Here is a 22,565-nt window from a genome sequence, read left to right on the forward strand (position 1 = left end):
GCGGCGCCGGGTCAGCCCCGGCGGATGGCCGCCAGCACCAGACGCGCGATGGCGGCGTTGCCCTCCTGCGTGGGGTGATCGGACAGGCCGTCGCCGCGCGGGATCTTGCCGTTGAACCACCGCACACCGTCCGGGGTGCAGGCGTCGTGACCGACGGCGGGGCCGGCGATGTCGACGAACACCGCGCCGTGACGACGGGCCGCGGCCGAGAGCACACCGTTGAAGCGGGTGAAGAAGTCCCGCACGAACACTGCGTCGGCCGAGCTGAACGGCGCGTCGGGGTAGCAGCCGCGCAGGCCGTAGTAGCCGCCGTGACCGACGACGTAGACGCGGGCCTGCGGCGACTTCGCGTCGATGACGTTCAGCACGCGATCCATCGACCCGCTCAGTGCGGCGAGCTTCTCAGTGATGTTCGCCGCGACGGTCGCGTTGGTGCGGCACCGCGCGTCCTTGCCCGGCACGAAGGAGAAGCACGGCCCGATCAGTGAGCCCCAGTTGATGTCGTTGCCGCCGATGGACAGGGTGACGAGGTTGGTGTCGGGACGCAGGGCCGCCGACTGGACCGGCACGGTGCGCACGATCGGCAGCGGGGTCGTCTGGCGACGGTCGGTGATCTCGGCGGTCACCGCGCTGCGGCACGCGACGGTGGTGAACGACGCCGGTCGCAGTGTGCGGGCGATGCGCTCGGGATACCCGCCGCCTCCACGGCCGCAGCCCTGGGGATCGAACGACTCGACGATCCCGGCACCGATCGCCCGCGAGTCGCCCAGCGCCACGTAGCGGACCGGTGTGGCCGCCGAGGCGGGCGCGACGACCCCGACGCCGAGCAGCGCGGCGATCGCCACGACGACGGTGACCGCTCCCCGCACCGCAGAGCCCGATCGGATCGAACCGAGTGTTGAGTCCGTGCGCATGACGCTCCCCGCCGTCTGGTCGAGCGCGACGTCGCCACTCGAATCGAAGCAATGATGACTCATCGACGCCGAATGATCACGCGCGGGCCGTGCGCGTCGGCAGCGCTGTCGATCGGTGCACCTGCACGCACGAGCGACGTCGTCGCTGCAGGGCGGAGCGGGTGTCAGAAAGTGACGGTCATCCCGCGGGGACCGCGGACCACCATCTGCGATTTCCAGTCGACGGCCTCGACGGTGAGATCGGGGAAGGCGCCGGTCAGCGCACGCAACGCCTCCTGCAGTTCGAGGCGGGCCAGTGCGGCGCCGAGGCAGTGGTGGGCGCCGTGGCCGAAGCCGATGTGTCCGGCGTTGCCGCGACCCGTACGAGGACGTGTCGGGTCGTACCGCTCGGGATCGTCGAAGGCCTCGGGATCGCGGTTGGCCGAGGCGATGGACACCAGGACCGGTTCACCCGCGCGGATCCGCACACCGGAGAGCTCCACGTCGTCGAGTGCGTAGCGGGCCTGTCCCGCGCCGATCCCCAGCGGCACCAGTCGCATGAGCTCCTCGACCGCGCCGGCGACGAGCTCGGGATGGTCGTGGAGTTCGCGCCACCGACCGTCGTGGGCGAGGAGGAACAGGATGAAGTTCGGGATCTGCGAGGCGGTGGTCTCGTGTCCGGCGACGAGGATGCCGTTGCACAGATCGATCAGCTCGAGCTCGCTGAGGCGGTCGGTGCCGGTGCCGTCGTCACCGTCGCGCGCGTCGATGAGGGCGCAGATGAGGTCGTCGGCGGGCTCGGCGCGTTTCACCGCCAGCAGCCCGCGCATGTAGTCGCGGAACTCCTCACGGCTGGCGTCGAACTCCTCGGCCGACAGCGACGTCGTCGACAGGGCGGCGTCGCTCCACCTGCGGAACAGCGGCTGATCGCGCTGCGGCACGCCGAGCAGTTCGCAGATCACCCGCACGGGCAGCGGCAGGGCGAACCGGTCGACCACGTCGACCGGGCCCTCCTGGGCGCGCAGGTCCGCGATGAGGTCGGCGCAGATGGCCGCGGCGGCCGGACGCAGGTTCTCGATGCGACGCGGGGTGAAGGCGCGGGCCACGAGGGTGCGCAGGCGGGTGTGGTCGGGCGGGTCCATCGACAGGATCCCCGAGTTCTGGCGGCCCTCGCGCATGCGCGGCTCGTCGTGGTCGGCGGCGACCGCGCGGCTGAACCGGGGATCGCCGAGAACGGTGCGCACGTCGTCGTAGCGAGTGGCGAGCCAGCCGATCTCACCGAAGGGGAGTCGCACACGCGCCAGCCCGCTGCTCGCCCGGATCTCGCCGTACTCGGGTGCGAGCTCGAGATCGTCGGGTCGGTTGAACGGATAGTCGACGGCCTCGGCGTTTCGGTCCAGCGACAGTGTCACGGTGATCTCCCCGGTTTCGGTCTACACGTATGTGTTTAGCAACACAAAACAAAGTAGCGCAGAGTCCGGCTCGGCGCCAGGCGATTGCTAGCGTGAGTGGTCCGGTGATGCAGGCCGCCGGGGGAGGGCGCCGACGCGCGGCGAACATCGCCGGACCGCGACGCCCCACAGCACGCGTCGCGAGACGAACACGAACCGCCCGAGGGCGGGAACGGGAGCAGACATGTCACGGATCGCCATCGTCGGAGGCCACGGCAAGATCGCACTCATCCTGGCGCGACTGCTCGTGGACGACGGCCACCAGGTGAGCTCGCTCATCCGCAAGCCCGAGCAGTCCGACGACATCACCGGCGCCGGCGCCGCGCCGGTGATCATCGACATCGAGAACGCCTCGACCGAGGAGATCATCGAATCCTTCGAGGGACACGACGCGATCGTGTTCGCCGCCGGGGCCGGTGGCGGCAACCCCGACCGCACCTACGCGGTGGACCGCGACGCCGCCATCCGCTGCGTCGACGCCGCCTCGGCCACCTCGATCACGCGCTTCGCGCTCGTCTCGTACTTCGGGGCATCGGTCGATCACGGTGTCTCGCCTGACGATTCGTTCTACGCCTACGCAGAGGCGAAGGGCGACGCCGATCAGTACCTGCGGGCCAGCGATCTCGACTGGACCATCGTCGCGCCGAGCTCGTTGGCCGACGGCGACGCCACCGGCACCATCCGCACCAAGGAAGAGGGCGCCGAGTCGGGGACCGAGGTCGCCCGTGCCGACGTCGCCGAGGTGATCGCCGCCGTGCTGCGCACCCCGTCGACCGTCGGTCGCATGATCGAGTTCACCGGCGGCGACACCCCCATCGAGAAGGCGCTGGGCGCCTAGCTCGTCGCGGTGTCTCGGGTCCTCACAGCCGCTCGATGATCGTGGCGTTGGCCTGACCGCCCGCTTCGCACATGGTCTGCAGGCCGTAGCGGCCGCCGGTCTGGTGCAGAGCGTTGACCATCGTGGTCATCAGCCGGGCGCCGCTGGCCCCCAACGGATGTCCCAGCGCGATCGCGCCACCGTTGACGTTCGTCTTCGCCAGGTCGGCGCCGGTGTCGTGGGCCCAGGCGAGCACCACCGGACTGAAGGCCTCGTTGACCTCGAACAGGTCGATGTCGCCGATGGCGAGGCCGGCCTTCTCGAGCACCTTGTGTGTGGCCGGGATGATGCCGGTGAGCATGAGGATGGGGTCCGAGCCGACGACCGTCGTCGTGTGGATTCGTGCCAGCGGCGTGAGGTTCAGCTGTTGCGCCTTCTCGGCGGACATGATGAGCAGCGCCGCGCTGCCGTCGGAGAGCGGGCTCGAGTTGGCGGCGGTGATGCGCCAGTCGATGTCAGGGAATCGGCGTCCCATGGCCTCGTCGTAGAAGGCGGGACGCAGCTGCGCCAGACCGTCGATCGACCCGCCGGGGCGGATCATCTCGTCGTGGTCGAGTCCCGCGATCGGCGCGAGCTCGGCGTCGAATCGTCCGGCTTTGGTCGCGGCGGCGGCCTTCTCGTGCGATGACAGGGCGAACTCGTCGAGCTGGGTCCGGCTGAGATCCCATCGCGCGGCGATGAGTTCGGCGCTGTAGCCCTGCGGGATGAAGCCGTCGGGGTAGCGCTGCGCCAAGGCCTCGCCGAACGGGTCGGCACCCGGTCGGATGTCGGACATCATCGGTACCCGGCCCATCGACTCGACGCCCGCGGCGATCACGACGTCGTACGCGCCGGACATCACGCCCTGGGCGGCGAACGACACCGCCTGCTGGCTCGAACCGCACTGCCGGTTGATCGTGGTCGCGGGGACCGACTCGGGGAATCCGGCCGCGAGGACGGCGTTGCGGGCGATGTTCTGGCCCTGTTCGTCGGCCTGGGTGACGGTTCCGGTGATGACGTCGTCGACCAGCGCCGGGTCGATGCCGGTGCGTTCGACGAGTGCGCGCAGGCTGTGGGCGAGCAGGTCGACCGGGTGGACGCCGTGCAGTGCACCCGAGGCCTTTCCCTTGCCGATCGGGGTACGAACGGCCCCGACGATGACGGCGTCGGTGCGTGCGGTTGCGGCCATGATGCGTTCCTCCACTCGATGTGTCGCCGGCCAGGAGGTCTGACTAGCTCTATCACTAGTCAACTGTCTACCACCTGACTTGCTTCCCGATGAGCCAGGGTGCGCGTGTGTCGGTGCTCTCGCCGGTACGGTTGTCGCGTGATCCGCAAACTTGCCGCCACCGCGAGCGTCGGGGCCGTCGGGGCCTTCACCACCGGCCTCGCCGCCACCGGATCGGCGACCGGCCGAGCCTTCGGGGCATCGCCCGAGGCCATCGCCCCGCACATCAGCGCCTCGCCGAACCAGCACGACGGGTTCTTCGCCAACCGCGAGCCGTCGATCGCCGTCGACGTCGACCGCACCGGTGCGGTCGACATGATCCGCGCGCGTCGCCGTGGCGACCCGGGATCGACGGTGCCCGTCCGCGATCCCGAGTTCATCGCCCCCGGATTCGTCGACACCGCCGCCGCCCTGGCCGTCACGTGGCTCGGTCACGCCACCGCGCTCGTCGAGATCGACGGCCGCCGCGTGCTCACCGACCCCGTGCTGTCCAAGCGCTGCTCCCCGTCGCAGTCCATCGGCCCCGCCCGCATGCACCGCGCGCCGTGCACGGCGTCGCAACTGCCCGACCTCGACGTGGTGCTGATCAGCCACGACCACTACGACCACCTCGACATGGCCACCGTGGTGACCATCGCGCGCGAGCAGCCCCGCGCGCACTTCGTGGCCCCGATCGGTGTCGGTGCACACCTCGAGTACTGGGGCATCGCCCCCGACCGCATCTCCGAGGCCGACTGGGGACAGCGCGTCACCCACGGTGACCTCACCTTCGATTGCGTTCCCGCGCGGCACTTCTCGGGTCGCGGTGTCGTCCGCAACCTCACCCAGTGGGCCAGCTGGGGCGTGCGCGGACCGCAGCACTCGGCGTTCTTCACCGGCGACACCGGCTTCACCGAGGCCTATCGCGACGCCGGCGGACCCTACGAGCTGACGCTGGTCCCCATCGGCGCCTACGACCGCATGTGGCCCGACATCCACGTCGACCCCGAAGAGGGTGTCGCGCTGCACACGATGCTCGCCGGCGACTCCCTCGCCGACTCGCTGATGGTGCCGATCCACTGGGCGACGTTCAACCTCGGCCTGCACACCTGGGACGACCCCGTGCGCCGCATGCTCGCCGCGGCCGAGAAGGCATCCGCGGTCACCGCGACGCCCGCACCGGGAACCCGCATCGACGTCGTGACCCGCACCGGCGCCGGCATCGACCACGCCGACTGGTGGCACGGGGTCGCCCAGAACTGATGGTCCGGGAACCGACTGTGTTGATGGGTCCGGGAACCGGACATGACCGTCGATCGTTGGGTCGGCATGAGCGCCGCACGGCAGACGCGGCGCACCGACGAGAGGACACACGCATGGACTTCAAGCAGCTGACCAACAAGGCCAAGTCGCTGGTGAGCAAGAACTCCCAGTACATCGACAAGGGTGCCGACGCTATCGACAAGGCGACCAAGGGCAAGTACACCAGCCAGGTCGCCAAGGGGCGTGACGCCGCCAAGGATGCCGCGAAGAAGCTCGGCGACCAGCCCAAGTAGGCGATCAACCGAGCAGGCGATCAATCGAGTAGCGGTCATCCACACTCTGCGACGCGGGCAGTCGACGATCACTCGTCGGCTGCCCGTCGTCGTCTGTGCGGCCCTCGCGGTCGTGGTGGTCGCGGCCGGGTGCAGCGCCGAGCAGACCCCGGACGCGCGGCCGTCGTCATCGCCGGCCGGTCCGGCGACACAGTCCACCGACCTACCGACCGCCCCGTCCGCCGCCGAGCGCGGCGCGATCGTGGCGCGCTCGGCGATGGTGGTCGACCCGAGCGGACCGCTGGCCGACGTCGCGGTGACCCGCGTGGTCTACCGCTCCAGCGCCGGTTACGCGCCGGGTGATCCCGACGGCACGTTCGGCACCGAGGTATCGGGGATCGTCGCCGTCCCGTCCGGCACGCCACCTCGCGGCGGATGGCCGATCGTCGCCTACGGCCACGGCACCACCGGTACCGCGTCGAACTGCGGACCGTCGGGGTACCCCGACCTGCTCGGCGGCGCCTCCACCATCGCCTCGCTCGTGAGCCGCGGCTACGTCGTTGCAGCATCGGACTACCAGGGCCTCAGCGGCCCGGGCACCTCCGCCGACGCCCGCGTCACGCGCGTGCCGCACCCCTATCTCGACACCGACACCGTCGCCCGCAACATGATCGACATGGTGCGCGCCGCGCGCACGATCGTGCCGCAGGCCGGTACGCGGTGGGCGTCGATGGGCGCATCCCAAGGGGGACAGGCGGCCTGGGCCGCGGGCGAGGCCGCCGCCACCGACTACGGATCGGGACTGCAGTTCGTGGGGGCCGCGGCGCTCGCGCCCGCGGCAGATGTGTCGCCGATCGCCGACGGCTACGACGTAGCGCCCTACGCGGCACCGACCTTCACCCAGATCCAGATCGCGTTCATCCCACTGATCGTCGACGGACTGCGTGCGGTGTACCCGGACCTCCCCGTCGATGAGTACATGCGAGGCGGCCTCGCCGCGGGGGCGCGGGCGCTGACGTCATGCGGGTCGGGCAGTGCGTTCTCCAAGTACTCTGCGCTGACCGGCGTCAGGCCCGGTGACGCCGCGATCCGATCGGCATCGGCTCTGCGGCAACTGCATTCGATGCTCGCCGCCGACGCGTTGCCCCAGCGCAGGTCGGCCGCACCGCTGTTCGTCGGCTACGGCGACTCCGATCAGATCATCACCCCGAGCTGGACGGCCGGCGCGGTGGCGAGGGCGTGCGCGATGGGCGACACCATCGAGCGCACGGTCGCCGCGGGCAAGGGGCACACCAACACCGGGCTCACCCCGAGTGCGATCGACTGGATCGGGGACCGCTTCGCCGATGACCCCGCCCCGAACACCTGCCCCCGCTGACCCCACCCCCACCCCGCCACGCCCAACCCCCACCCCGCCAGTTGGGCACGTAACGACCGCAGTTGGGCAGAAAGCGACGTTGGTCGGGCACGTGATCCCGCCGATGGGGCACCGCGGTCGTCATGTGCCCAACCGCGGTCATCACGTGCCCAACTGCGGGCGTTAGGTGCCCAACTGCGGGCGTTACGTGCCCAACTGGCGGGTCAGGACGGTGGGGCTGGGCGGGCGTCGGCGCGGCCGAGGGCGCGGACGACCGGTTGCAGACGGGTGTCGGCGGTGCGGCGCAGGAGGTAGGTGGTGAGCGAGTCGTCGATGTCGTCGATCGGCAACACCGCGTAGTCGTCGGGGTCGAGTGATGCGACCGCCTCGGATTCGATCGGCACGATGGTGAAACCCGCTGTGCTGCGCAGGAACATCATCAGGCCGCTGGTGTCGCTGAACACCGCGTCGGTGTCGACGACCGCGCCGGCCGCGGCGAGTCGGTCGGCCCGTCCCTGGCCGAGATCCCAGTGCCGTGGGCCCCGGATGTACCGCATCCCGCGAAGGTCGCTCAACTGCAACGACGTCCGCCCGGGGAACCGCGACGCATCGATGACCGCGCCGAGCGGCTCGCTGTAGAGGACCAGGGTCGACAGGCGGTCGTCGGTGGTGCCGACGTGGGCGATCGCGAGGTCGATGGAGTTGCTGAGGAGCGCCGATTCCATCTGCAACGACGGCATCTGGCGGATGGCGAAGGAGTAGCCCGCCTCGAGGTCGCGGATCGACGCCGTCAGCGAGCGACGATGCGCGGGGTTGAGCACGTCGGGGATCGCGAGACGCACCTCGGTGCGCCCGGTGTCTGGTCCGACGAGTCCGGGGATGGCGTCGAAATCGGCGACCACCGACGACGCCAGCGGTACGAGGGCCTCGCCCGCCGCGGTGAGTTTCGTGTGGTGGGTGGAGCGCTCGAACAGCGGCGTGCCGAGTTCGTGTTCGAGGGTGCGGATGCGCTGGCTCAGCGGCGGCACCGACATGTTCAGCGACCGGGCGGCGCGGGTGAAGTTGAGTTCGCGCGCGACGGCGAGGAAGTACCGCAGGTGATGCATCTCCACAGTGCACGAGCCTAGACCCGGTGTTATCGCTGTGGACATACCGATCTGAGCCAGACGGTAATTCTCTTACCTTGGGCAACGACCTAGCGTGGATGACATGACCACCACAGACATGAACGCAGACCCGACATCCGGCCCCCTCGCAGGCGTCACCGTGGTCGACATCTCGACCGTGGTGATGGGCCCGTACGCGACACAGATCCTCGGCGACTTCGGTGCCGACGTGATCCGCATCGAGCCGCCGTTCGACACCGCGCGCCAATCGCCGGCCAACACCGGTCGCAACCCCGGGATGGCGCCGCTGTACATGCAGGTCAACCGCAACAAGCGCAGCGTCGCGATCAACCTCAAGGACCCCAAGGGCATCGAGGACCTGTTCGCGATTCTCGCCGACGCCGACGTCCTGGTCACCAACATGCGTGCCGGTGCCCTGCAGCGCCTCGGTCTGGACTACGACACCGTCCACGAGCGCTTCCCGCATCTGGTCTACGCCCACGCGCAGGGTTTCGCGCCGACGTCGTCGCAGGGCAACCGTCCGGCGTACGACGAGGTGATCCAGGCCGTGTCCGGTCTGGTCAGCCTGCAGGATCGCGCCGGCGGCTCGCTGCAGTTCATGCCGACGTTCATCGCCGACAAGACCGCCGCGCTCTACCTGCTCAACGGTGTCCTCGCGGCGCTCTACCACCAGCTGCGCACCGGCGAGGGCCAGCACGTCGCGCTCGCGATGGCCGACGCCATGATCGCGGTGAACATGGTCGAGCACATGGCCGGCGACGTGTTCGTCCCCGCCGCGGGTGAGGTCGGCAACCCGTTGAGCCTCACCGGCGCCCACGCCGCGATGCGGACCAAGGACGGTGGCGCGATCGCGGCGGTGCCCTACACCAACGACGCCGTCCGCAAGCTCCTCGTCGGTGCCGGTCTCGACGCCGAGGCCGCCGACCCCGCCTGGGAATCGCCGACCATCGACCGTCCGGTGTTCACCGCGGGCATCGAGAAGGTGCTCGCGCACTCGACGAACAAGACCACCGCGGAGTGGGAGGAGTACCTCACCGCCAACGACATGCCGTACGGACTCGTCGTCGACATCGCCGACCTGCCGAAAGACCCGTATGTCCGCGAGGTCGGGCTCATCACCGAGATGGAGCACCCCACCGAGGGCACCATCCGCGTGGTCGCCAACCCGCTGCACTTCTCGCAGACACCCACCGGCTTCTACCGCCACGCCGAGCGCGCCGGCGCCAGCACCGACGAGGTGCTCGACGCGGTGCGGACCCCGGCCACCGCCTGAGCCGCGCACCAGACACCGAACAAGCAAGGGAGACATCATGGACCTCGAACTCTCGACGGCCGACATCGCATTCCGGGACGATCTGCGCGAGGTGTTCCTCGGCGAGGTCCCCGCCGACATCCGTCGCCGCAGTGCCCTGAACCAGACCACGCACGACGACATCGTGACCAGCCAGCGCATCCTCAACCGGCACGGCCTCGCCGTCCCGCACTGGCCCGCGGCGTGGGGCGGAAAGGGCTGGACCGCAACGCAGTCGCACATCTACGGCTCGGAACTCCAGCGCGCCGCGGTGCCCCAGCCGCTCGCCTTCAACGTGTCGATGGTGGGCCCGATCATCGCCGAGTTCGGTACCGAGGAGCAGAAGCAGAAGTTCCTGCCCGCGACGGCCAACCTCGACATCTGGTGGTCGCAGGGGTTCTCCGAACCCGAGGCCGGTTCCGACCTCGCGTCGCTCAAAACCACCGCACGCCGCGACGGTGACCACTACGTCCTCAACGGCCAGAAGACCTGGACGACCCTCGGACAGCACGGCGACTGGATGTTCGTCCTCGCCCGCACCGACACCCACGCCGAACGCAAACAGCAGGGCATCTCGTTCCTGCTGCTCGACCTGACCACGCCCGGCATCGAGCGCAGGCCGATCCGGCTCGTCGACGGCAGCGCCGAGGTCAACGAGTTCTTCTTCGACGACGTCGTGATCCCCGCCGAGAACCTGGTGGGGGAGGAGAACAAGGGCTGGACCTACGCCAAGTTCCTTCTCGGCAACGAGCGCAACAGCATCGCGCAGGTCGGCACCGCGCAGCGGATCTACGCCGATCTCGCCGCCGCGGCCGCCGGAACCGACACCGGCACCGGCACTCTCGCCAACGATCCGGCCTTCCGCGGTTCCATGCACTCGCTCAAGACACGGCTGATCGCCCTCGAGGCGACGCAGCTGCGGGTCACCGGAGCCTCGGAGAACGGGCAGGCCAGCCCGGTGTCGTCGCTGCTGAAGATGGAGGGCACGCAGGCCCTGCAGGACCTGACGCGGCTGCGCATGACCGCGGCCGGCACCGACGGCGCCCTCGTGTCCGCCGACGGCGACCTGGTGGCCGACCCGGCCGCCTCCGCCTCCACGACCCAGTACCTCAACCTGCGCAAGCTCTCGATCTTCGGTGGTTCCAACGAGATCCAGCGCGGTGTCATCGCCAAGACCATCCTCGGACTGTAGGAGAGCAATCATGAATCTCGATCTCAACGACGACCAGCAACTGTTGTTCGACACCGTCGACTCGGCCGTCGGCCGCGACTACACGATGGGCGGGCGCGCGAACGCGACGACCTCCGACCTCGGGTGGAACGCCCGCACCTGGTCGACGCTGGCCGAACTCGGACTGACCGGGCTCACCATCGACGAGGACCACGGCGGTGTCGGTGCCGGGCCGGTGGAGCTCTACGCGAGCCTGCAGGCGATCGGCCGCCACGCCGCGACCGAACCGCTCCTCGACGGTGTCGCCCTGCCGGGCTGGATCATCAGCGCACTGGGTGATCCGACGCAGCAGAAGGAGCTGCTCGGTGCACTCGCGGCCGGCGAGTCCGTCATCGCCGTCGCCCACGCAGAGCCGGGCCGTGCCTGGGACGCCGCCCCGGCCACCACGGTCACCGTCGCCGACGACGGCAGCGTCACCGTGTCCGGCGTGAAAGCACCCGTCGCCCATGCCGATCAGGCGTCGCACCTCCTCGTCACCGCGGTCGACACCGACGGCCGGACGCAGGTCGTCCTCGTCGAGTCCGGCGTCGCCGGGATCACGCGCGCCGACGGTCGCACCGCCGACTGGTCGCACGCCTCGCAGGTGACGTTCACCGACGCCGTCGGTGTCCTCCTCGGTGACGGCACCGCCGACGCGGGTACCGCACTGCGCACCACGTTCGCGCAGGCACGTGTCGCCGTCACCGGCGAGGCCATCGGTCTCATGGAATCCGGTCTGCGCCTCACGGTCGAGTACCTCAAGAGCCGCAAGCAGTTCGGCGTACCGCTGTCGACGTTCCAGGCGCTGGTCCACCGTGCCGCCGACCTCTACGCACAGGTCGAACTCGCGCGGTCGATGGCGCTGTACGCCACCGCCACCGCCGAGGCCGTCGCGAACGGCACCGCCGACACCGACGTCCTGGCCACCGCCGCCGACGACGCGTTCGTCTTCGTGTGCGACGCGGCGATCGGTGTCGCCGAGGAGATCGTCCAGCTCCACGGCGGGATCGGGATGACCTACGAGTCCGAGATCGGCCACCACGCCGCACGCCTCGTCGGCATCACCGCGACACTGGGTGGCGTGGAGGCGGCGCGGCGTCGAGCCGTCACCGCCGACACCGTGCTCCGCGCACCGAGCGCGCTGCTCAACAACGCCGACGCCGCTCTCGCCGCGACCGTCTGAAGGGACACCGACGTGTTCGATCACCTGCTCGTCCTCGACATCGCCGGCGGCGCGATCCGCCGTGTCGATCTCGAGGGCACCGTGAGCACCCTCGTCGCCGAGACCGGTTCCGCGCCGGACGGGATCGTGTACGACCCCGCGTCCGACCGGATCTTCTGGACGCTGATGGGCAGGCCGAGCCGTGGTGACGACGGTCCCGATTTCAGTGCCCGCAACGGCGGTCTGCGATCCGCCCGGCTCGACGGCTCGGATGTCGCGACCGTCCTCGCCGACGGGACCATCACCACCGGGAAGCAACTCGACCTCGCCGACGGTCACCTCTACTGGGGTGACCGCGAGGGCGGCCGGGTCACGCGCGCGGCCGTCGACGGCAGCGAGGTCACCGATCTGGTGATCCGCCCGCGCGACCCCGAGACCGGTCTCGTCGACATCGCCGACCAGTGCGTCGGCGTGGCCGTCGACGTCGCATCACGTCACCTGTACTGGACGCAGAAGGGTCCGGCGAAAGGCGATGCGGGACGGATCGTCCGGGCCGGACTCGACCTCCCCGCGGGCGAGACCGCTGAGAACCGCACCGACATCGAGACGGTCTGGGCGGATCTGCCCGAACCGATCGATCTCTGGTTCGACACCGCCTCGTCGTCGCTGTACTGGACCGACCGGGGTGCCGCACCACGCGGCAACACCCTCAACCGCGCGCCCGTGCCCGCCGCCGGCGAGACAGGAGGCAAGCCGACGATCCTGGCCGACGGGTTCGGCGAGGCCATCGGCCTCGCGATCGACACCGACGCAGGTGTCGCCTACGTGACCGCCCTCGACGGCACGGTGCGCGCGGTACCCACCCACCCCGACGCACCCGCCGAGCGCGTCGTCGCCTCGGTTCCCGGCAGTGCGTTCACCGGAATCGTCGGCATCCCCGCACGAACGGAGCAGTCATGACCCACACACCCACCCTCGCCGTCGTCGGTGCGGGTGTCATCGGGATCTCCTGGGCGCGACTCGCCCGCGAGCACGGATGGACCGTCGCCATCACCGACCCCCGCCCGGACCTGCGCGACATCGTGACCGCCGCGTTCGGCGACGACCCCGACGTGGTCGCCACCGACGATCTCGCCGCCGCGGTGCGCTCCGCGGACCTCGTCCAGGAGAACGGCCCCGAACGCCTCCCGGTCAAACAGCAGCTCTTCGCCGAGATCGGTGCGACCGCGCCGGCGGATGCCGTTCTGGCCACATCGAGTTCGTCGATCACCGCCTCGGAGATCGCCGCCGATCTCGAGCCCGGGGTCGCGGCACGCATGATCGTCGGCCACCCGTTCAACCCACCGGAACTGATGCCGCTGGTCGAGGTGCTGCCCGGGTCGCGGACCGCCGCGGCCACCACCGAGACCGCCGTCGAGCTCTATCGTGCGCTCGACCGCGAACCGGTGGTGATCACCACCGAACTCCCGGGTTTCGTCGCGAACCGCCTGCAGGCGGCCATCTCTCGCGAGGCGCGCTACCTCGTGCAGGAGGGTGTCGTGTCGCCCGGTGATCTCGACACGATCCTCCGCAACTCCCTCGGACTGCGGTGGGCGACCATCGGACTGTTCGAGGGCAACGTCCTCGGTGGCGGTCCCGGTGGCATCGCCCACCTGCTCGCCGGCGTCGGCGCGCAGACCGGCGGCATCGAGCCCGGCGTGCCCGCCACCGATCCCGAGTCGATGCGTCGTCTCGTCGAGGCCGTCGAGGAGACCTACGGTTCCGGCGAGCAGGTGTACGAGACGCTCGCCCGGCGACGCGACCGCCGCACCCGCGCAGTGCTCGCGGCCCTCGCCGACACGGAGTGACCGTGCGCGGGTGGTGATCGCCGACCGGCGATCCCGCCACCCACAGATGGCATCGAACCGTTTATCGTGTGCGGCATGGCTTCTGTGAGCGAGAGCGTCGAGGTTCCCCTGAGTCCCGACGACGCCTGGACCAATGTCTCCGATCTCTCCCGCTACGACGAGTGGCTGACCATCCACGATGGCTGGCGCAGCGACGTACCGACCCGTGACCAGCTGGCGAAGGGCCTGAAGATCGCCTCGGTGGTCGCTGTCAAGGGCACCCGCGTCCGCTTCGAGTGGACGGTCGACAAGTTCGACCCGCCGAACATCGTGGCTCTCAAGGGCAACGGCAAGGGCGGCGTGAAGGTGAAGCTGAGCCTGACGTCGGTGAAGTCCGGCGACGGCTCCAAGGTCACCATCGACCTCGACCTCGGCGGCCTGCCCATGATGGGCCCCGCAGGCAAGGCCGCCGCGAAGCTGGTCACCTCCGACCTCCGCGAGTCCCTCGCCAAGTTCCAGAAGGTCTTCGCCGAGTAACCGCGCACCGGCCCTCGGGCGCCGATCGCCCGGTTCGACCGTTTCGCCGGGGATCGGCGTATCCGGACCGGTCGCCTGGGCTATCATCCTCGTCGACATCGCTGCCATCGGTGCTGGTCACCGCTCTACGAGTGCAGCGCGACGGACGGGGAAACCATGGGGCGCCATCACGCCGCCGACGCGTCGACGCCTGCGGTGCGGCGCGGTACCGACGACCGACCGCCACGCCGTCGACGCCGCGGACCGCTCATCGCGTCCGCGGTCGTCGTCATCGCGCTCGTGGCCGGCGGCGTGGTGTGGGCGACCGTCGGCGGCTCGTCGGGCCCCGAGTGCGACTCCCGCACCGGCATCACCATCGCCGCCGACCCCTCGATGACCACGGTGCTCAAATCCGTGGCGCCACAGGCGTCGGAGAACTCGTGCTTCGACTACACCGTGTCGGCCGTCGCCGGGTCCGGCATCGCGGGCGAACTGACCCGCGGCGAGGGTGCCCCGGACCTGTGGGTCGCCGACTCGACCGGCCGCGCCACCACCGTCACCCGAGGGGTGAACGTCCCCACCGACGTCGTGGTGCCGTCGGTGGCGAGCACCCCGGCCGTCGTCGTCGGTTCGTCGTTGCCCGACCTCGCCGACTGGGTGTCGGTGATGAAGCTGCCCGACCTCCGCATCGGCAGCCCGCTGGACTCCAGCACCGGCAACGCACCCATCGTGGGCGCGTTGGCCTCGGTCGAGAAGGGGGCACTGAGCAGCAAAGACCTCACCGACGCGATGACGCTGCTCGCCATCCAGCAGGGCAACGTGCGCGCCGCCGACGACTCCGAGGAGTCACGTCTCGCACTCGCGGAGTCCTCGGGCGTCCCCGTCGTCACCACCGAGCAGCAGTTCCTCTCCCACGCCGCCGCCACGCCGACCACGAAGCTCGCCGAGAAGGTCCCCGCGGTCGGCACCACGTTCCTCGACCACCCGATGCTGGTGACCGCCGCCGCCGATCGTCGGGACACCGCGCGCGACGCCGGACAACGGTTCGCACGCGAATTGTCCGGTGCCGCAGGCGCACAGGCACTCGCCGCGCAGCACTATCGATCGCCCACCCGCGCACCCCTGGCCGGGGCCGGCGTGGGCGACGTCGCGCAGATCGTGCTGCGCGATCCGTCTCAGCAGACGAAGACCCTGCGGCAGTGGTCGGTGGTCGCCGAACCCATCCGGACACTGGTCGCGATGGACGTCTCGGGGAGCATGGAGGAGCGGGTCGGTACGTCGACCCGCGCCGAGCTCCTCGTGCAGGCCGCGCTCACCGGGAACAAGCTGTTCCCCAACAACACCGCGATCGGGATGTGGTACTTCTCGGTCGACAAGGGCGGCCCGGGACAGGACTGGATCGAGATCGCCCCCATCGAACGCGAGGACCACGTCCGGCCCGACGGCCGCACCCAACGTGAGTTCCTGAACAGCCAGGCGCAGGACTACCAGCGCTACGTCGGCGGCGGCACCGGCCTGTACGACACGACCCTGGCGGCCTACAAGAAGGTGCTCGACACCTACGATCCGAACTACTCCAACAGCATCATCGTGCTCACCGACGGCCGCAACGAGGATCCCGGCAGCCTCGGTCTGTCGGAGCTGTTGTCGCAGATCAAGGCGCTGCAGGACCCCGCTCGCCCCATCGACATCGTCACCATCGGCATCTCCGCCGACGCCGACACCTCCGCCCTGAAGCAGATCGCCGACCTCGCCCCCGCGGGTACCAGCTATCAGGCGGAGGACCCCACCGAGATCCCGTCGGTGTTGGTCGACGCCGTCGCGGCGCGGGTCACCGCGGCCGGTCGCTGACCGGCGACCAATCCGGCGCCCCGCGCTCTCCGAACCACATCACGTAACAGGTCTCCCGTCTGCGGCGAAGTACGGGTGACCGGATGGTGTGCGACGAGGAGGGCGGGCATGGCGGACTCTGTCGACACGAACCCCTTCACTCCGCACTCGACCTCGATCGCCGTCGACCTGCGCGGGATCGTCGACCGCGACGCCCTCGACGCCGCCATCACCGCCCACGCCCCGCTCCGGGCCGCGACCGGGGTCGACTCGGTTCTCGTCGAACCGCTGGCCCGGGACCACACGGTCATCTTCCTGACCCATCGGCACGAGGATCCGCTGGGCCCGTTGCCCGCCATCGCCGCCGCCTACGCCGCCACCCGCACTGCGGTGTCGCCGCGCGACACGGAAGCGACCGACGACCTCGACGCCGAGTTCACCCCCGCCCTTCACCTGCCGACCGACACGGCAGGCGGCATCCTGTCGGCGTCGATGTCGCGTGCACTACGCCTGCGTGCCCGTCGCGACGACATCGATCTCGCCGACGTGATCGCCACCGCCTGCATCGACGCCGGTCGTGCCGCCCAGGTGCAGGAACTGACCGGTGTCGGGCCGGTGTCCTTCGGCGACCTGTGCGGCGAGGTCGCCGTCCTGCGTCGCGACAGCCCTCGGGGCGACGTGCCGGCGGTCCGGGTCTACCGCGCCCGCGGCGAACGCCTCCGCATCGACCTCGTCGACGCGGGCGCCGATCCGCAGCACGGCCTCGATCGCCTTCTCGACGCGCTCGGGTCGCCCGCCGCGGCCTCGGTCTCACGGTTGTGGAACGACACCGACGACCTGACGGTGCCGGCGACCGTCGTCGACCTCGTGGACCTCGCGTTGGCGCGCGACCCCGACGCGATCGCGATCGAGTACGCCCGAGGTGACGCGTCGATCACGTACGGCGAGTTGGACAGTCGCGTCAACCAGGTCACGCGCGACCTCGTCGCCAACGGTGTCGGTACCGACGTCGTCGTCGGCGTGATGTGCGCCGATCCGGTGTGGGCGACCATCGCGACCCTCGCGGTGTTCCGGGCCGGCGGGGGAGTGCTGCCGCTCCCCGTGACCGGCGAGCCGTCGCTGCTGTCGGAGCTCATCGGTGCGGCCGAGCCCGCCTGCGTGGTCACCGACCGCCTGCTCACCGACGACGACATCGACCCCGACGCCGTGATGGGCGAGTTCGTCCGGAACGCCGACGTCGCCGAGATCCTCGGAGCGGCCGACTCCCTCGTGTCCACCGACGCGCTCGAGCTCGCCGCGCACCACCACGCCGGGTGCGATCACGACACGGCGTCGTTGGTGCGCACCGGCTTCGACGTCATCCCGCCGTGGGTGACCGTGATCGCCCTCGATCCGCAGGAGATCTCCGACCACTCCGACGACCCGATCTGTCCGGCGGAACTGCACGGACCGGCTCGGCTCGGCTCGACCGCGCTGGTCGGGTGGGTCGCATCGGGAACCGCGGCCCCCGTGGTCATCTCACACTCGTCCCTGGCCGCCCGTCTGCAGTGGACGGCGTCGCAGGGCGGCGAGCTCGCGACCGACCTGCCCGACACCCGCCACCTCGACGCAGACTGGATGACCGCGGTCCTCGTACCGCTCACGATGAGTGCGACGCTGCGTGCCGAGGGCAACGCCACATCGCGTGGGGCAGCGCCGGAACGGTCGGCGCGACTGCGGGTCTCGCCGACCCACACCCTCACCCGACTGGCCGAGGGCTGCGGTGCCATCCCCGCATGGAACACCGAGATGTACGTCCTCGACGACCGCCTGCAGGTTGTCCCGCCGGGCGCGGTCGGCGAGCTCTACATCGCCGGCGCCCACCTCCCGCGAGGGCACGCCGGGCACTCGGCGACGACGTCGTCGCGTTTCGTGGCCAATCCCTTCCGGCCCGGTGAACGCATGCTCGCGACCGACATCCGGGTCCGGCGCAACCCCGACGGTTCCATCGACGAGGTCGAATCGGGGGTCGTGGTGCATCCGACGGCGACGGCACCGGAATCGTTGCGTCGGTTCGACCGGTTGGGCCGCGCCGGTCGGCGCTCCTGACCTCACGCGCACCGCTCACACGACAACGGCGGTGAGTCCGACGCAGATGCGCCGGATCACCGCCGTCGAGGTCGGTACCCGCCGAACGGATTACAGAATCGTCAGCATCTCGTTGTAGGTCGGCAGCGGCCACAGATCGTCGGCCACCAGACTCTCGAGCGTGTCCGCGGCGACGCGCACGTCCGCCATCGCCGGGATCAAGGTCTCGAGCGCGTAGGTCGACTCCTCGAGCTCCGACTCGCCGTGGAACTCCGCGATGCCCTTCTCCAACGCCGCCAGCGACGCACTCAGCGCACCGATGGCCGTGGTGATGTCGGTCAGCAGCGGGTTGGCGGCGTCGAGGCCGGCCGCCTTCACGTTCACCGCGATGCCGGCCAGCTCGCCCTGGTAGCGCAGGGCGGTCGGCAGGATCATGGTCTTGGCGATCTCGGCGGTCTCCTTGGCCTCCACCAGGATCGTCAAAGCGTACTGCTCGAGGATGACGTCCTTGCGGGCCTCGAGCTCGCGAGCCGACAGGACGCCGTAGCGCTCGAACAGCTCCTCGTTCTCCTTCTCCGCCATGAACGGGACCGCGTCGACCGTGGTGCGCAGGTTCTTCAGGCCACGCGCGGCGGCCTCCTCCTGCCACGCGTCGGCGTAACCGTCGCCGTTGAAGATGACGGCGCCGTGGTCGGTGATGACCTGCTGCAGCACCGTCTGGACGGCCGCGTTGAACTCGGTGCCGTCGGCGGTCAGCTTCTCCAGCTCGGTCGCCAGGTAGTCGATCGAGTCGGCGAGGATCGTGTTGATGGCGACCATCGGGTCGGAGATCGACTGGTTGGAGCCCGGCGCGCGGAACTCGAAGCGGTTGCCGGTGAACGCGAACGGGCTCGTGCGGTTGCGATCGCCCGGATCGGCCTTCATCGGGGGCAGGCTGTCGACACCGAGCTCGAGGACACCCGACTCCTTCGACTCGGTGGCACCGCCCTTCGCGATCTGGTCGAACACGTCCATCAGCTGCTCGCCGAGGAAGATCGAGATGATCGCCGGGGGAGCCTCGTTGGCGCCGAGGCGGTGATCGTTGCTGGCCGAGGCGACCGACGCGCGTAGGAGGCCGCCGTACTTGTGGACGCCGCGGATGATGGCGGCGCAGAACACCAGGAACTGCACGTTCTCGTGCGGGGTGTCGCCGGGGTTGAGCAGGTTGCCCTGGTTCCCGTTGCCCAGCGAGAAGTTGACGTGCTTGCCCGAGCCGTTGACGCCGGCGAACGGCTTCTCGTGCAGCAGACAGGTCATGCCGTGGTTCTCGGCGACCTTCTTCATGATCGTCATCATCAGCTGCTGGTGATCGTGGGCGAGCACCGAACGCTCGAAGACCGGGGCGAGCTCGAACTGTCCGGGCGCGACCTCGTTGTGGCGGGTCTTCGACGGGATGCCGTGCTTGAACAGCTCACGGTCGAGATCGATCATGTACGCCAGCACGCGGTCGGGGATGGCGCCGAAGTAGTGGTCGTCGAACTCCTGGCCCTTGGACGGCTTGGCGCCGAACAGGGTTCGCGCCGTCGTCATGATGTCGGGCCGCGCGTAGTAGAAGTGCTCATCGATCAGGAAGTACTCCTGCTCGGCGCCCGCGTACGACACGACGGTGTCGACGTCGCTGTGGCCGAACAACTTCAGCAGTCGCATGGCCTGCTTGCTCATCGCCTGCTGGCTGCGGAGCAACGGGGTCTTCTTGTCCAGCGCCTCACCGGTCCACGAGATGAACACCGTGGGGATGCACAGCGTGTTGCCGTTCGGGTTCTCGAGGATGTACGCCGGGCTGGTGACGTCCCAGCCGGTGTAGCCGCGGGCCTCGAACGTGCCGCGCAGGCCGCCGTTGGGGAAGCTCGACGCGTCGGGCTCGCCCTGCAGCAGGGTCTTGCCCTGGAACTCCGCGAGCGATGCGCCCGAGGAGTCGGGCTCGAGGAACGAGTCGTGCTTCTCGGCGGTGAACCCGGTGAGCGGGTAGAAGACGTGGGCGTAGTGCGAGGCACCCTTCTCGATCGCCCAGTCCTTCATCGCGTTGGCGACGACGTCGGCGATGGTGGGGTCGAGGATGGTGCCCTCGTCGATGGTGGCCGCGACCTTCTTGAACACACTCTTGGGCAGACGGTCCTTCATGACCGACTTGCTGAAGACGTTGATCCCGAACAGGTCGGCGAGGGGCGCCTCCGCCGTGGTGCACTCGGGGGTGCTGTGGGCGGTTACGGCCTTGATCGCCTCACGGCGGGAAATGCTGCCACTCATGGGTCACTCCTGGATGGTCCGATCCACCCCAGACGGGCTGGATGCAACGTGAAAGAACGCTCACGCGACGCTATGGGGGACCTGTCGCGGGAGCGTTTCCATCGTGTGACGCCCAGGAAACACGCGAGGCAGACCCCGCTTTTCGGCCCTGTGGGCAACGAAATCGGGGGTCGGCGCACCGAAGTGATTCGGAACGCTATCGACTTCACCGTCGATCGGCAACCGGAGACGCCACCCTCGTTGTGTCAGAACGGTGGTGGGCTGTCGTCCTCGGCGTCGCGTGCGGCTTGCTCTTCCGCCTCGCGGGTGCGGCGGTTGTGTTCGCGTTCTAGCTGTCGGCGGGCGTGTTTGTCTGCCAGGCGTGGTCGACGTCTGGTGGGTGCTGGCTCTGGGTTGCCCGGTGGTGTTGTGTCGGCGGGTGGTGCGTTCTGTGGTGCGGTGAACTGGATGTCTTTGAGGCCGGGGAACAGGTCGGTGCCGTCGAATGCCGGCCCGTCCACGGTGAGGCCTTCGGGGGTGATGATCACCGATTGGATGCGTCCGTCGCGGCCGGTGGTCTGGTCGTCGAGGAAGTCGGTGTGGGTTTTCAGGTTGTGGTGCAGGCGGCATTTCGACGCGGTGTTCCCGGGGCACGTCTGCCCACCATGGGCGGGATGGTCGTGGTCGTATTCGTGGATGTGGTCGATGTCGCACACCCAGGCCGCGCGTTCGCATCCTGCGACGTCGCAGTACATCGACCGGGCCCGGACCACGGTGTCCAGTGCGGTCGACGGCCGATACGGATTGCCTGGGGTGTGGGGCGCGAGCGGGTCATCACGGTGCCCGATCGGCGCCACGGTGAGGCCGGGCTCGTCGAGCAACTCCTCGAGATGCGCCGGGGAGATCACGCCGTACCCGTCGAGAAAACACGGTGTCTCCCCGTCCCCGGCAACCGTCTCCAAGTCACAGATGACGTGCAGGGTCATGCTGCTGCCGGTGCCGGGCACCGTGCGTGGTGCGGGGGCGGCATCGTCGATGGTGGGTGCGTCGCAGTCGTCGTTGCCGCAGTGGCATTCCCACGCGGCACCCATGATGAGACAGAAATGCGCATCGGACTTCCGGGCGGCCAGAGTGCGCCCGTCGTTCTTACACACCGCGCGAGCCAACGCATCGACCCGGCGCGAGATCGCGATGGCTCCCTCCGCGGTGGACGTGGCCTCCACGCGTGCCATGCCGTCCTCGAGACGTTCGGTCCAGAACCCGCGCGCATCGACCGCCGCCTTGCGGCGAGCACGCACGGCGTCGGGGTCGACGCGGTAGACGCTGCGGTCGACCATGTCCCGGATCCGTGACGGTGACCACGATCCCCGCCTGCGTAACGCGGCCCGCGCCATGCCGTCCTCGAGACGTTCGGTCCAGAACCCCCGCGCATCGACCGCCGCCTTCCGGCGAGCACGCACGGCGTCGGGGTCGACGCGGTAGACGCTGCGGTCGACCATGTCCCGGATCCGTGACGGTGACCACGATCCCCGCCTGCGTAACGCGGCTGCGATCTCGGTGTCGACGACCTGCTGATTCTCGCGGTCGAGAACGAGGTCGGTGCGTTCGACGATCAACCGCACATACCGCGGTGCGAGTTTCCCGTCGCGGAGACACTCGGCSACCTTCGGGAGGCGGTCGCGGAGGGCGACGGCGGTGTCGACGATCCGCTCGGCCGCACCCTGCGAGATGGAGTGGGTGACCGCGATCCGGGCCGCGCACTGCATCAGGGCATCAAACGTCCGCCGGTCGGATGCTTCTTCGGGCACGACCAGTTGGCGGTGTAGTTCACCGGCGTCGCGGTAACGCATCCACTCCAGGAACGCTTGGCCGGCGGCAGCGTGAACCATGTTGCCCAACAACGCGTTCACCGGCGCAGCGACGTGATCGGTGAGCAACCCCACCGACCCCGCATCCACCCCAGCCCAAGCCC

At 69.6% G+C, this 22,565-nt stretch carries 18 protein-coding genes; 12 read left to right on the forward strand and 6 right to left on the reverse strand.

Annotation, left to right across the window (positions count from 1 at the left end):
* Window positions 1-11: 11 nt before the first annotated feature.
* Together ASG12_RS08000 and ASG12_RS08005 are read right to left on the reverse strand one after the other, a co-directional pair.
* Window positions 12-914 carry an SGNH/GDSL hydrolase family protein gene (locus tag ASG12_RS08000; RefSeq protein WP_082501803.1) on the reverse strand — a complete coding sequence of 301 codons (903 nt, stop codon included), beginning with the start codon at window positions 912-914 and terminating at the stop codon, window positions 12-14.
* 164 nt (window positions 915-1,078) lie between these two features.
* On the reverse strand, window positions 1,079-2,305 hold the full coding sequence (locus ASG12_RS08005) for a cytochrome P450 (RefSeq protein ID WP_235456189.1): 1,227 nt from the start codon (window positions 2,303-2,305) through the stop codon (window positions 1,079-1,081).
* Between the two features lie 223 nt (window positions 2,306-2,528).
* Between ASG12_RS08005 and ASG12_RS08010 the strand changes: the two genes are divergently transcribed.
* Window positions 2,529-3,182, forward strand: a complete 654-nt coding sequence (locus ASG12_RS08010) for an SDR family oxidoreductase (RefSeq protein WP_055787222.1) — start codon at window positions 2,529-2,531, stop codon at window positions 3,180-3,182.
* A 22-nt stretch (window positions 3,183-3,204) separates the two neighbouring features.
* On the opposite strand, the gene ASG12_RS08015 is transcribed toward ASG12_RS08010, so the two are convergent.
* On the reverse strand, window positions 3,205-4,389 hold the full coding sequence (locus ASG12_RS08015) for a thiolase family protein (protein WP_055787945.1): 1,185 nt from the start codon (window positions 4,387-4,389) through the stop codon (window positions 3,205-3,207).
* A gap of 138 nt (window positions 4,390-4,527) precedes the next feature.
* Between ASG12_RS08015 and ASG12_RS08020 the strand changes: the two genes are divergently transcribed.
* The 3 genes from ASG12_RS08020 (at window position 4,528) to ASG12_RS08030 (ending at window position 7,320) form a co-directional block, all read left to right on the forward strand.
* Window positions 4,528-5,670, forward strand: a complete 1,143-nt coding sequence (locus ASG12_RS08020) for an MBL fold metallo-hydrolase (protein ID WP_156377987.1) — start codon at window positions 4,528-4,530, stop codon at window positions 5,668-5,670.
* Between the two features lie 113 nt (window positions 5,671-5,783).
* Window positions 5,784-5,963, forward strand: a complete 180-nt coding sequence (locus tag ASG12_RS08025) for an antitoxin (protein WP_055787228.1) — start codon at window positions 5,784-5,786, stop codon at window positions 5,961-5,963.
* A 112-nt stretch (window positions 5,964-6,075) separates the two neighbouring features.
* Complete coding sequence (locus ASG12_RS08030; RefSeq protein WP_055787232.1) at window positions 6,076-7,320, forward strand: lipase family protein; 1,245 nt, start codon at window positions 6,076-6,078, stop codon at window positions 7,318-7,320.
* Between the two features lie 203 nt (window positions 7,321-7,523).
* Here ASG12_RS08030 and ASG12_RS08035 read toward each other — a convergent pair whose 3' ends face one another.
* Window positions 7,524-8,405 (reverse strand): LysR family transcriptional regulator, encoded by an 882-nt coding sequence (locus tag ASG12_RS08035; RefSeq protein ID WP_162243413.1) that lies wholly within the window; start codon window positions 8,403-8,405, stop codon window positions 7,524-7,526.
* Between the two features lie 103 nt (window positions 8,406-8,508).
* Between ASG12_RS08035 and ASG12_RS08040 the strand changes: the two genes are divergently transcribed.
* From ASG12_RS08040 to ASG12_RS08075, 8 genes are all read left to right on the forward strand, one after another.
* On the forward strand, window positions 8,509-9,699 hold the full coding sequence (locus tag ASG12_RS08040; RefSeq protein ID WP_235456198.1) for a CaiB/BaiF CoA transferase family protein: 1,191 nt from the start codon (window positions 8,509-8,511) through the stop codon (window positions 9,697-9,699).
* Between the two features lie 37 nt (window positions 9,700-9,736).
* A complete protein-coding gene (locus ASG12_RS08045; protein ID WP_055787238.1) occupies window positions 9,737-10,909 on the forward strand; it encodes an acyl-CoA dehydrogenase family protein in 1,173 nt (390 codons plus the stop codon).
* Window positions 10,910-10,919: 10 nt separating this feature from the next.
* Entirely contained in the window at window positions 10,920-12,110 is a 1,191-nt protein-coding gene (locus ASG12_RS08050) for an acyl-CoA dehydrogenase family protein (RefSeq protein ID WP_055787241.1), read from the forward strand.
* Window positions 12,111-12,122: 12 nt separating this feature from the next.
* Window positions 12,123-13,049 (forward strand): hypothetical protein, encoded by a 927-nt coding sequence (locus ASG12_RS08055; protein ID WP_055787245.1) that lies wholly within the window; start codon window positions 12,123-12,125, stop codon window positions 13,047-13,049.
* Entirely contained in the window at window positions 13,046-13,936 is an 891-nt protein-coding gene (locus tag ASG12_RS08060; RefSeq protein WP_055787248.1) for a 3-hydroxyacyl-CoA dehydrogenase NAD-binding domain-containing protein, read from the forward strand. The genes ASG12_RS08055 and ASG12_RS08060 overlap by 4 nt, the downstream gene beginning before the upstream one ends.
* Before the next feature lie 75 nt (window positions 13,937-14,011).
* Window positions 14,012-14,452, forward strand: coding sequence for a type II toxin-antitoxin system Rv0910 family toxin (locus ASG12_RS08065; protein ID WP_055787251.1), 441 nt, complete (start codon window positions 14,012-14,014; stop codon window positions 14,450-14,452).
* Between the two features lie 156 nt (window positions 14,453-14,608).
* Window positions 14,609-16,282: a substrate-binding domain-containing protein gene (locus ASG12_RS08070; RefSeq protein ID WP_082501728.1), complete on the forward strand. Its 1,674-nt coding sequence runs from the start codon at window positions 14,609-14,611 to the stop codon at window positions 16,280-16,282.
* A 108-nt stretch (window positions 16,283-16,390) separates the two neighbouring features.
* Entirely contained in the window at window positions 16,391-18,349 is a 1,959-nt protein-coding gene (locus tag ASG12_RS08075) for an AMP-binding protein (protein ID WP_055787255.1), read from the forward strand.
* A gap of 90 nt (window positions 18,350-18,439) precedes the next feature.
* On the opposite strand, the gene ASG12_RS08080 is transcribed toward ASG12_RS08075, so the two are convergent.
* Together ASG12_RS08080 and ASG12_RS08085 are read right to left on the reverse strand one after the other, a co-directional pair.
* Entirely contained in the window at window positions 18,440-20,614 is a 2,175-nt protein-coding gene (locus ASG12_RS08080; RefSeq protein WP_055787258.1) for a glutamine synthetase III family protein, read from the reverse strand.
* A 245-nt stretch (window positions 20,615-20,859) separates the two neighbouring features.
* On the reverse strand, window positions 20,860-22,565 hold a 1,706-nt coding region (locus ASG12_RS08085; RefSeq protein ID WP_156377988.1), incomplete at its 5' end, for an HNH endonuclease signature motif containing protein.

The organism is Williamsia sp. Leaf354 (genome assembly GCF_001424365.1).
GTDB lineage: Bacteria > Actinomycetota > Actinomycetes > Mycobacteriales > Mycobacteriaceae > Williamsia_A.

Excerpts from the sequence above, each read along its gene's own strand:
- ASG12_RS08015 (WP_055787945.1), bottom strand. The coding sequence starts at position 4,389 with ATGGCCGCAACCGCACGCACCGACGCCGTCATCGTCGGGGCCGTTCGT.
- ASG12_RS08010 (WP_055787222.1), top strand. The coding sequence starts at position 2,529 with ATGTCACGGATCGCCATCGTCGGAGGCCACGGCAAGATCGCACTCATC.
- ASG12_RS08000 (WP_082501803.1), bottom strand. The coding sequence starts at position 914 with ATGCGCACGGACTCAACACTCGGTTCGATCCGATCGGGCTCTGCGGTG.
- ASG12_RS08040 (WP_235456198.1), top strand. The coding sequence starts at position 8,509 with ATGACCACCACAGACATGAACGCAGACCCGACATCCGGCCCCCTCGCA.
- ASG12_RS08065 (WP_055787251.1), top strand. The coding sequence starts at position 14,012 with ATGGCTTCTGTGAGCGAGAGCGTCGAGGTTCCCCTGAGTCCCGACGAC.
- ASG12_RS08045 (WP_055787238.1), top strand. The coding sequence starts at position 9,737 with ATGGACCTCGAACTCTCGACGGCCGACATCGCATTCCGGGACGATCTG.
- ASG12_RS08025 (WP_055787228.1), top strand. The coding sequence starts at position 5,784 with ATGGACTTCAAGCAGCTGACCAACAAGGCCAAGTCGCTGGTGAGCAAG.
- ASG12_RS08060 (WP_055787248.1), top strand. The coding sequence starts at position 13,046 with ATGACCCACACACCCACCCTCGCCGTCGTCGGTGCGGGTGTCATCGGG.
- ASG12_RS08075 (WP_055787255.1), top strand. The coding sequence starts at position 16,391 with ATGGCGGACTCTGTCGACACGAACCCCTTCACTCCGCACTCGACCTCG.
- ASG12_RS08080 (WP_055787258.1), bottom strand. The coding sequence starts at position 20,614 with ATGAGTGGCAGCATTTCCCGCCGTGAGGCGATCAAGGCCGTAACCGCC.
- ASG12_RS08035 (WP_162243413.1), bottom strand. The coding sequence starts at position 8,405 with ATGCATCACCTGCGGTACTTCCTCGCCGTCGCGCGCGAACTCAACTTC.
- ASG12_RS08050 (WP_055787241.1), top strand. The coding sequence starts at position 10,920 with ATGAATCTCGATCTCAACGACGACCAGCAACTGTTGTTCGACACCGTC.
- ASG12_RS08070 (WP_082501728.1), top strand. The coding sequence starts at position 14,609 with ATGGGGCGCCATCACGCCGCCGACGCGTCGACGCCTGCGGTGCGGCGC.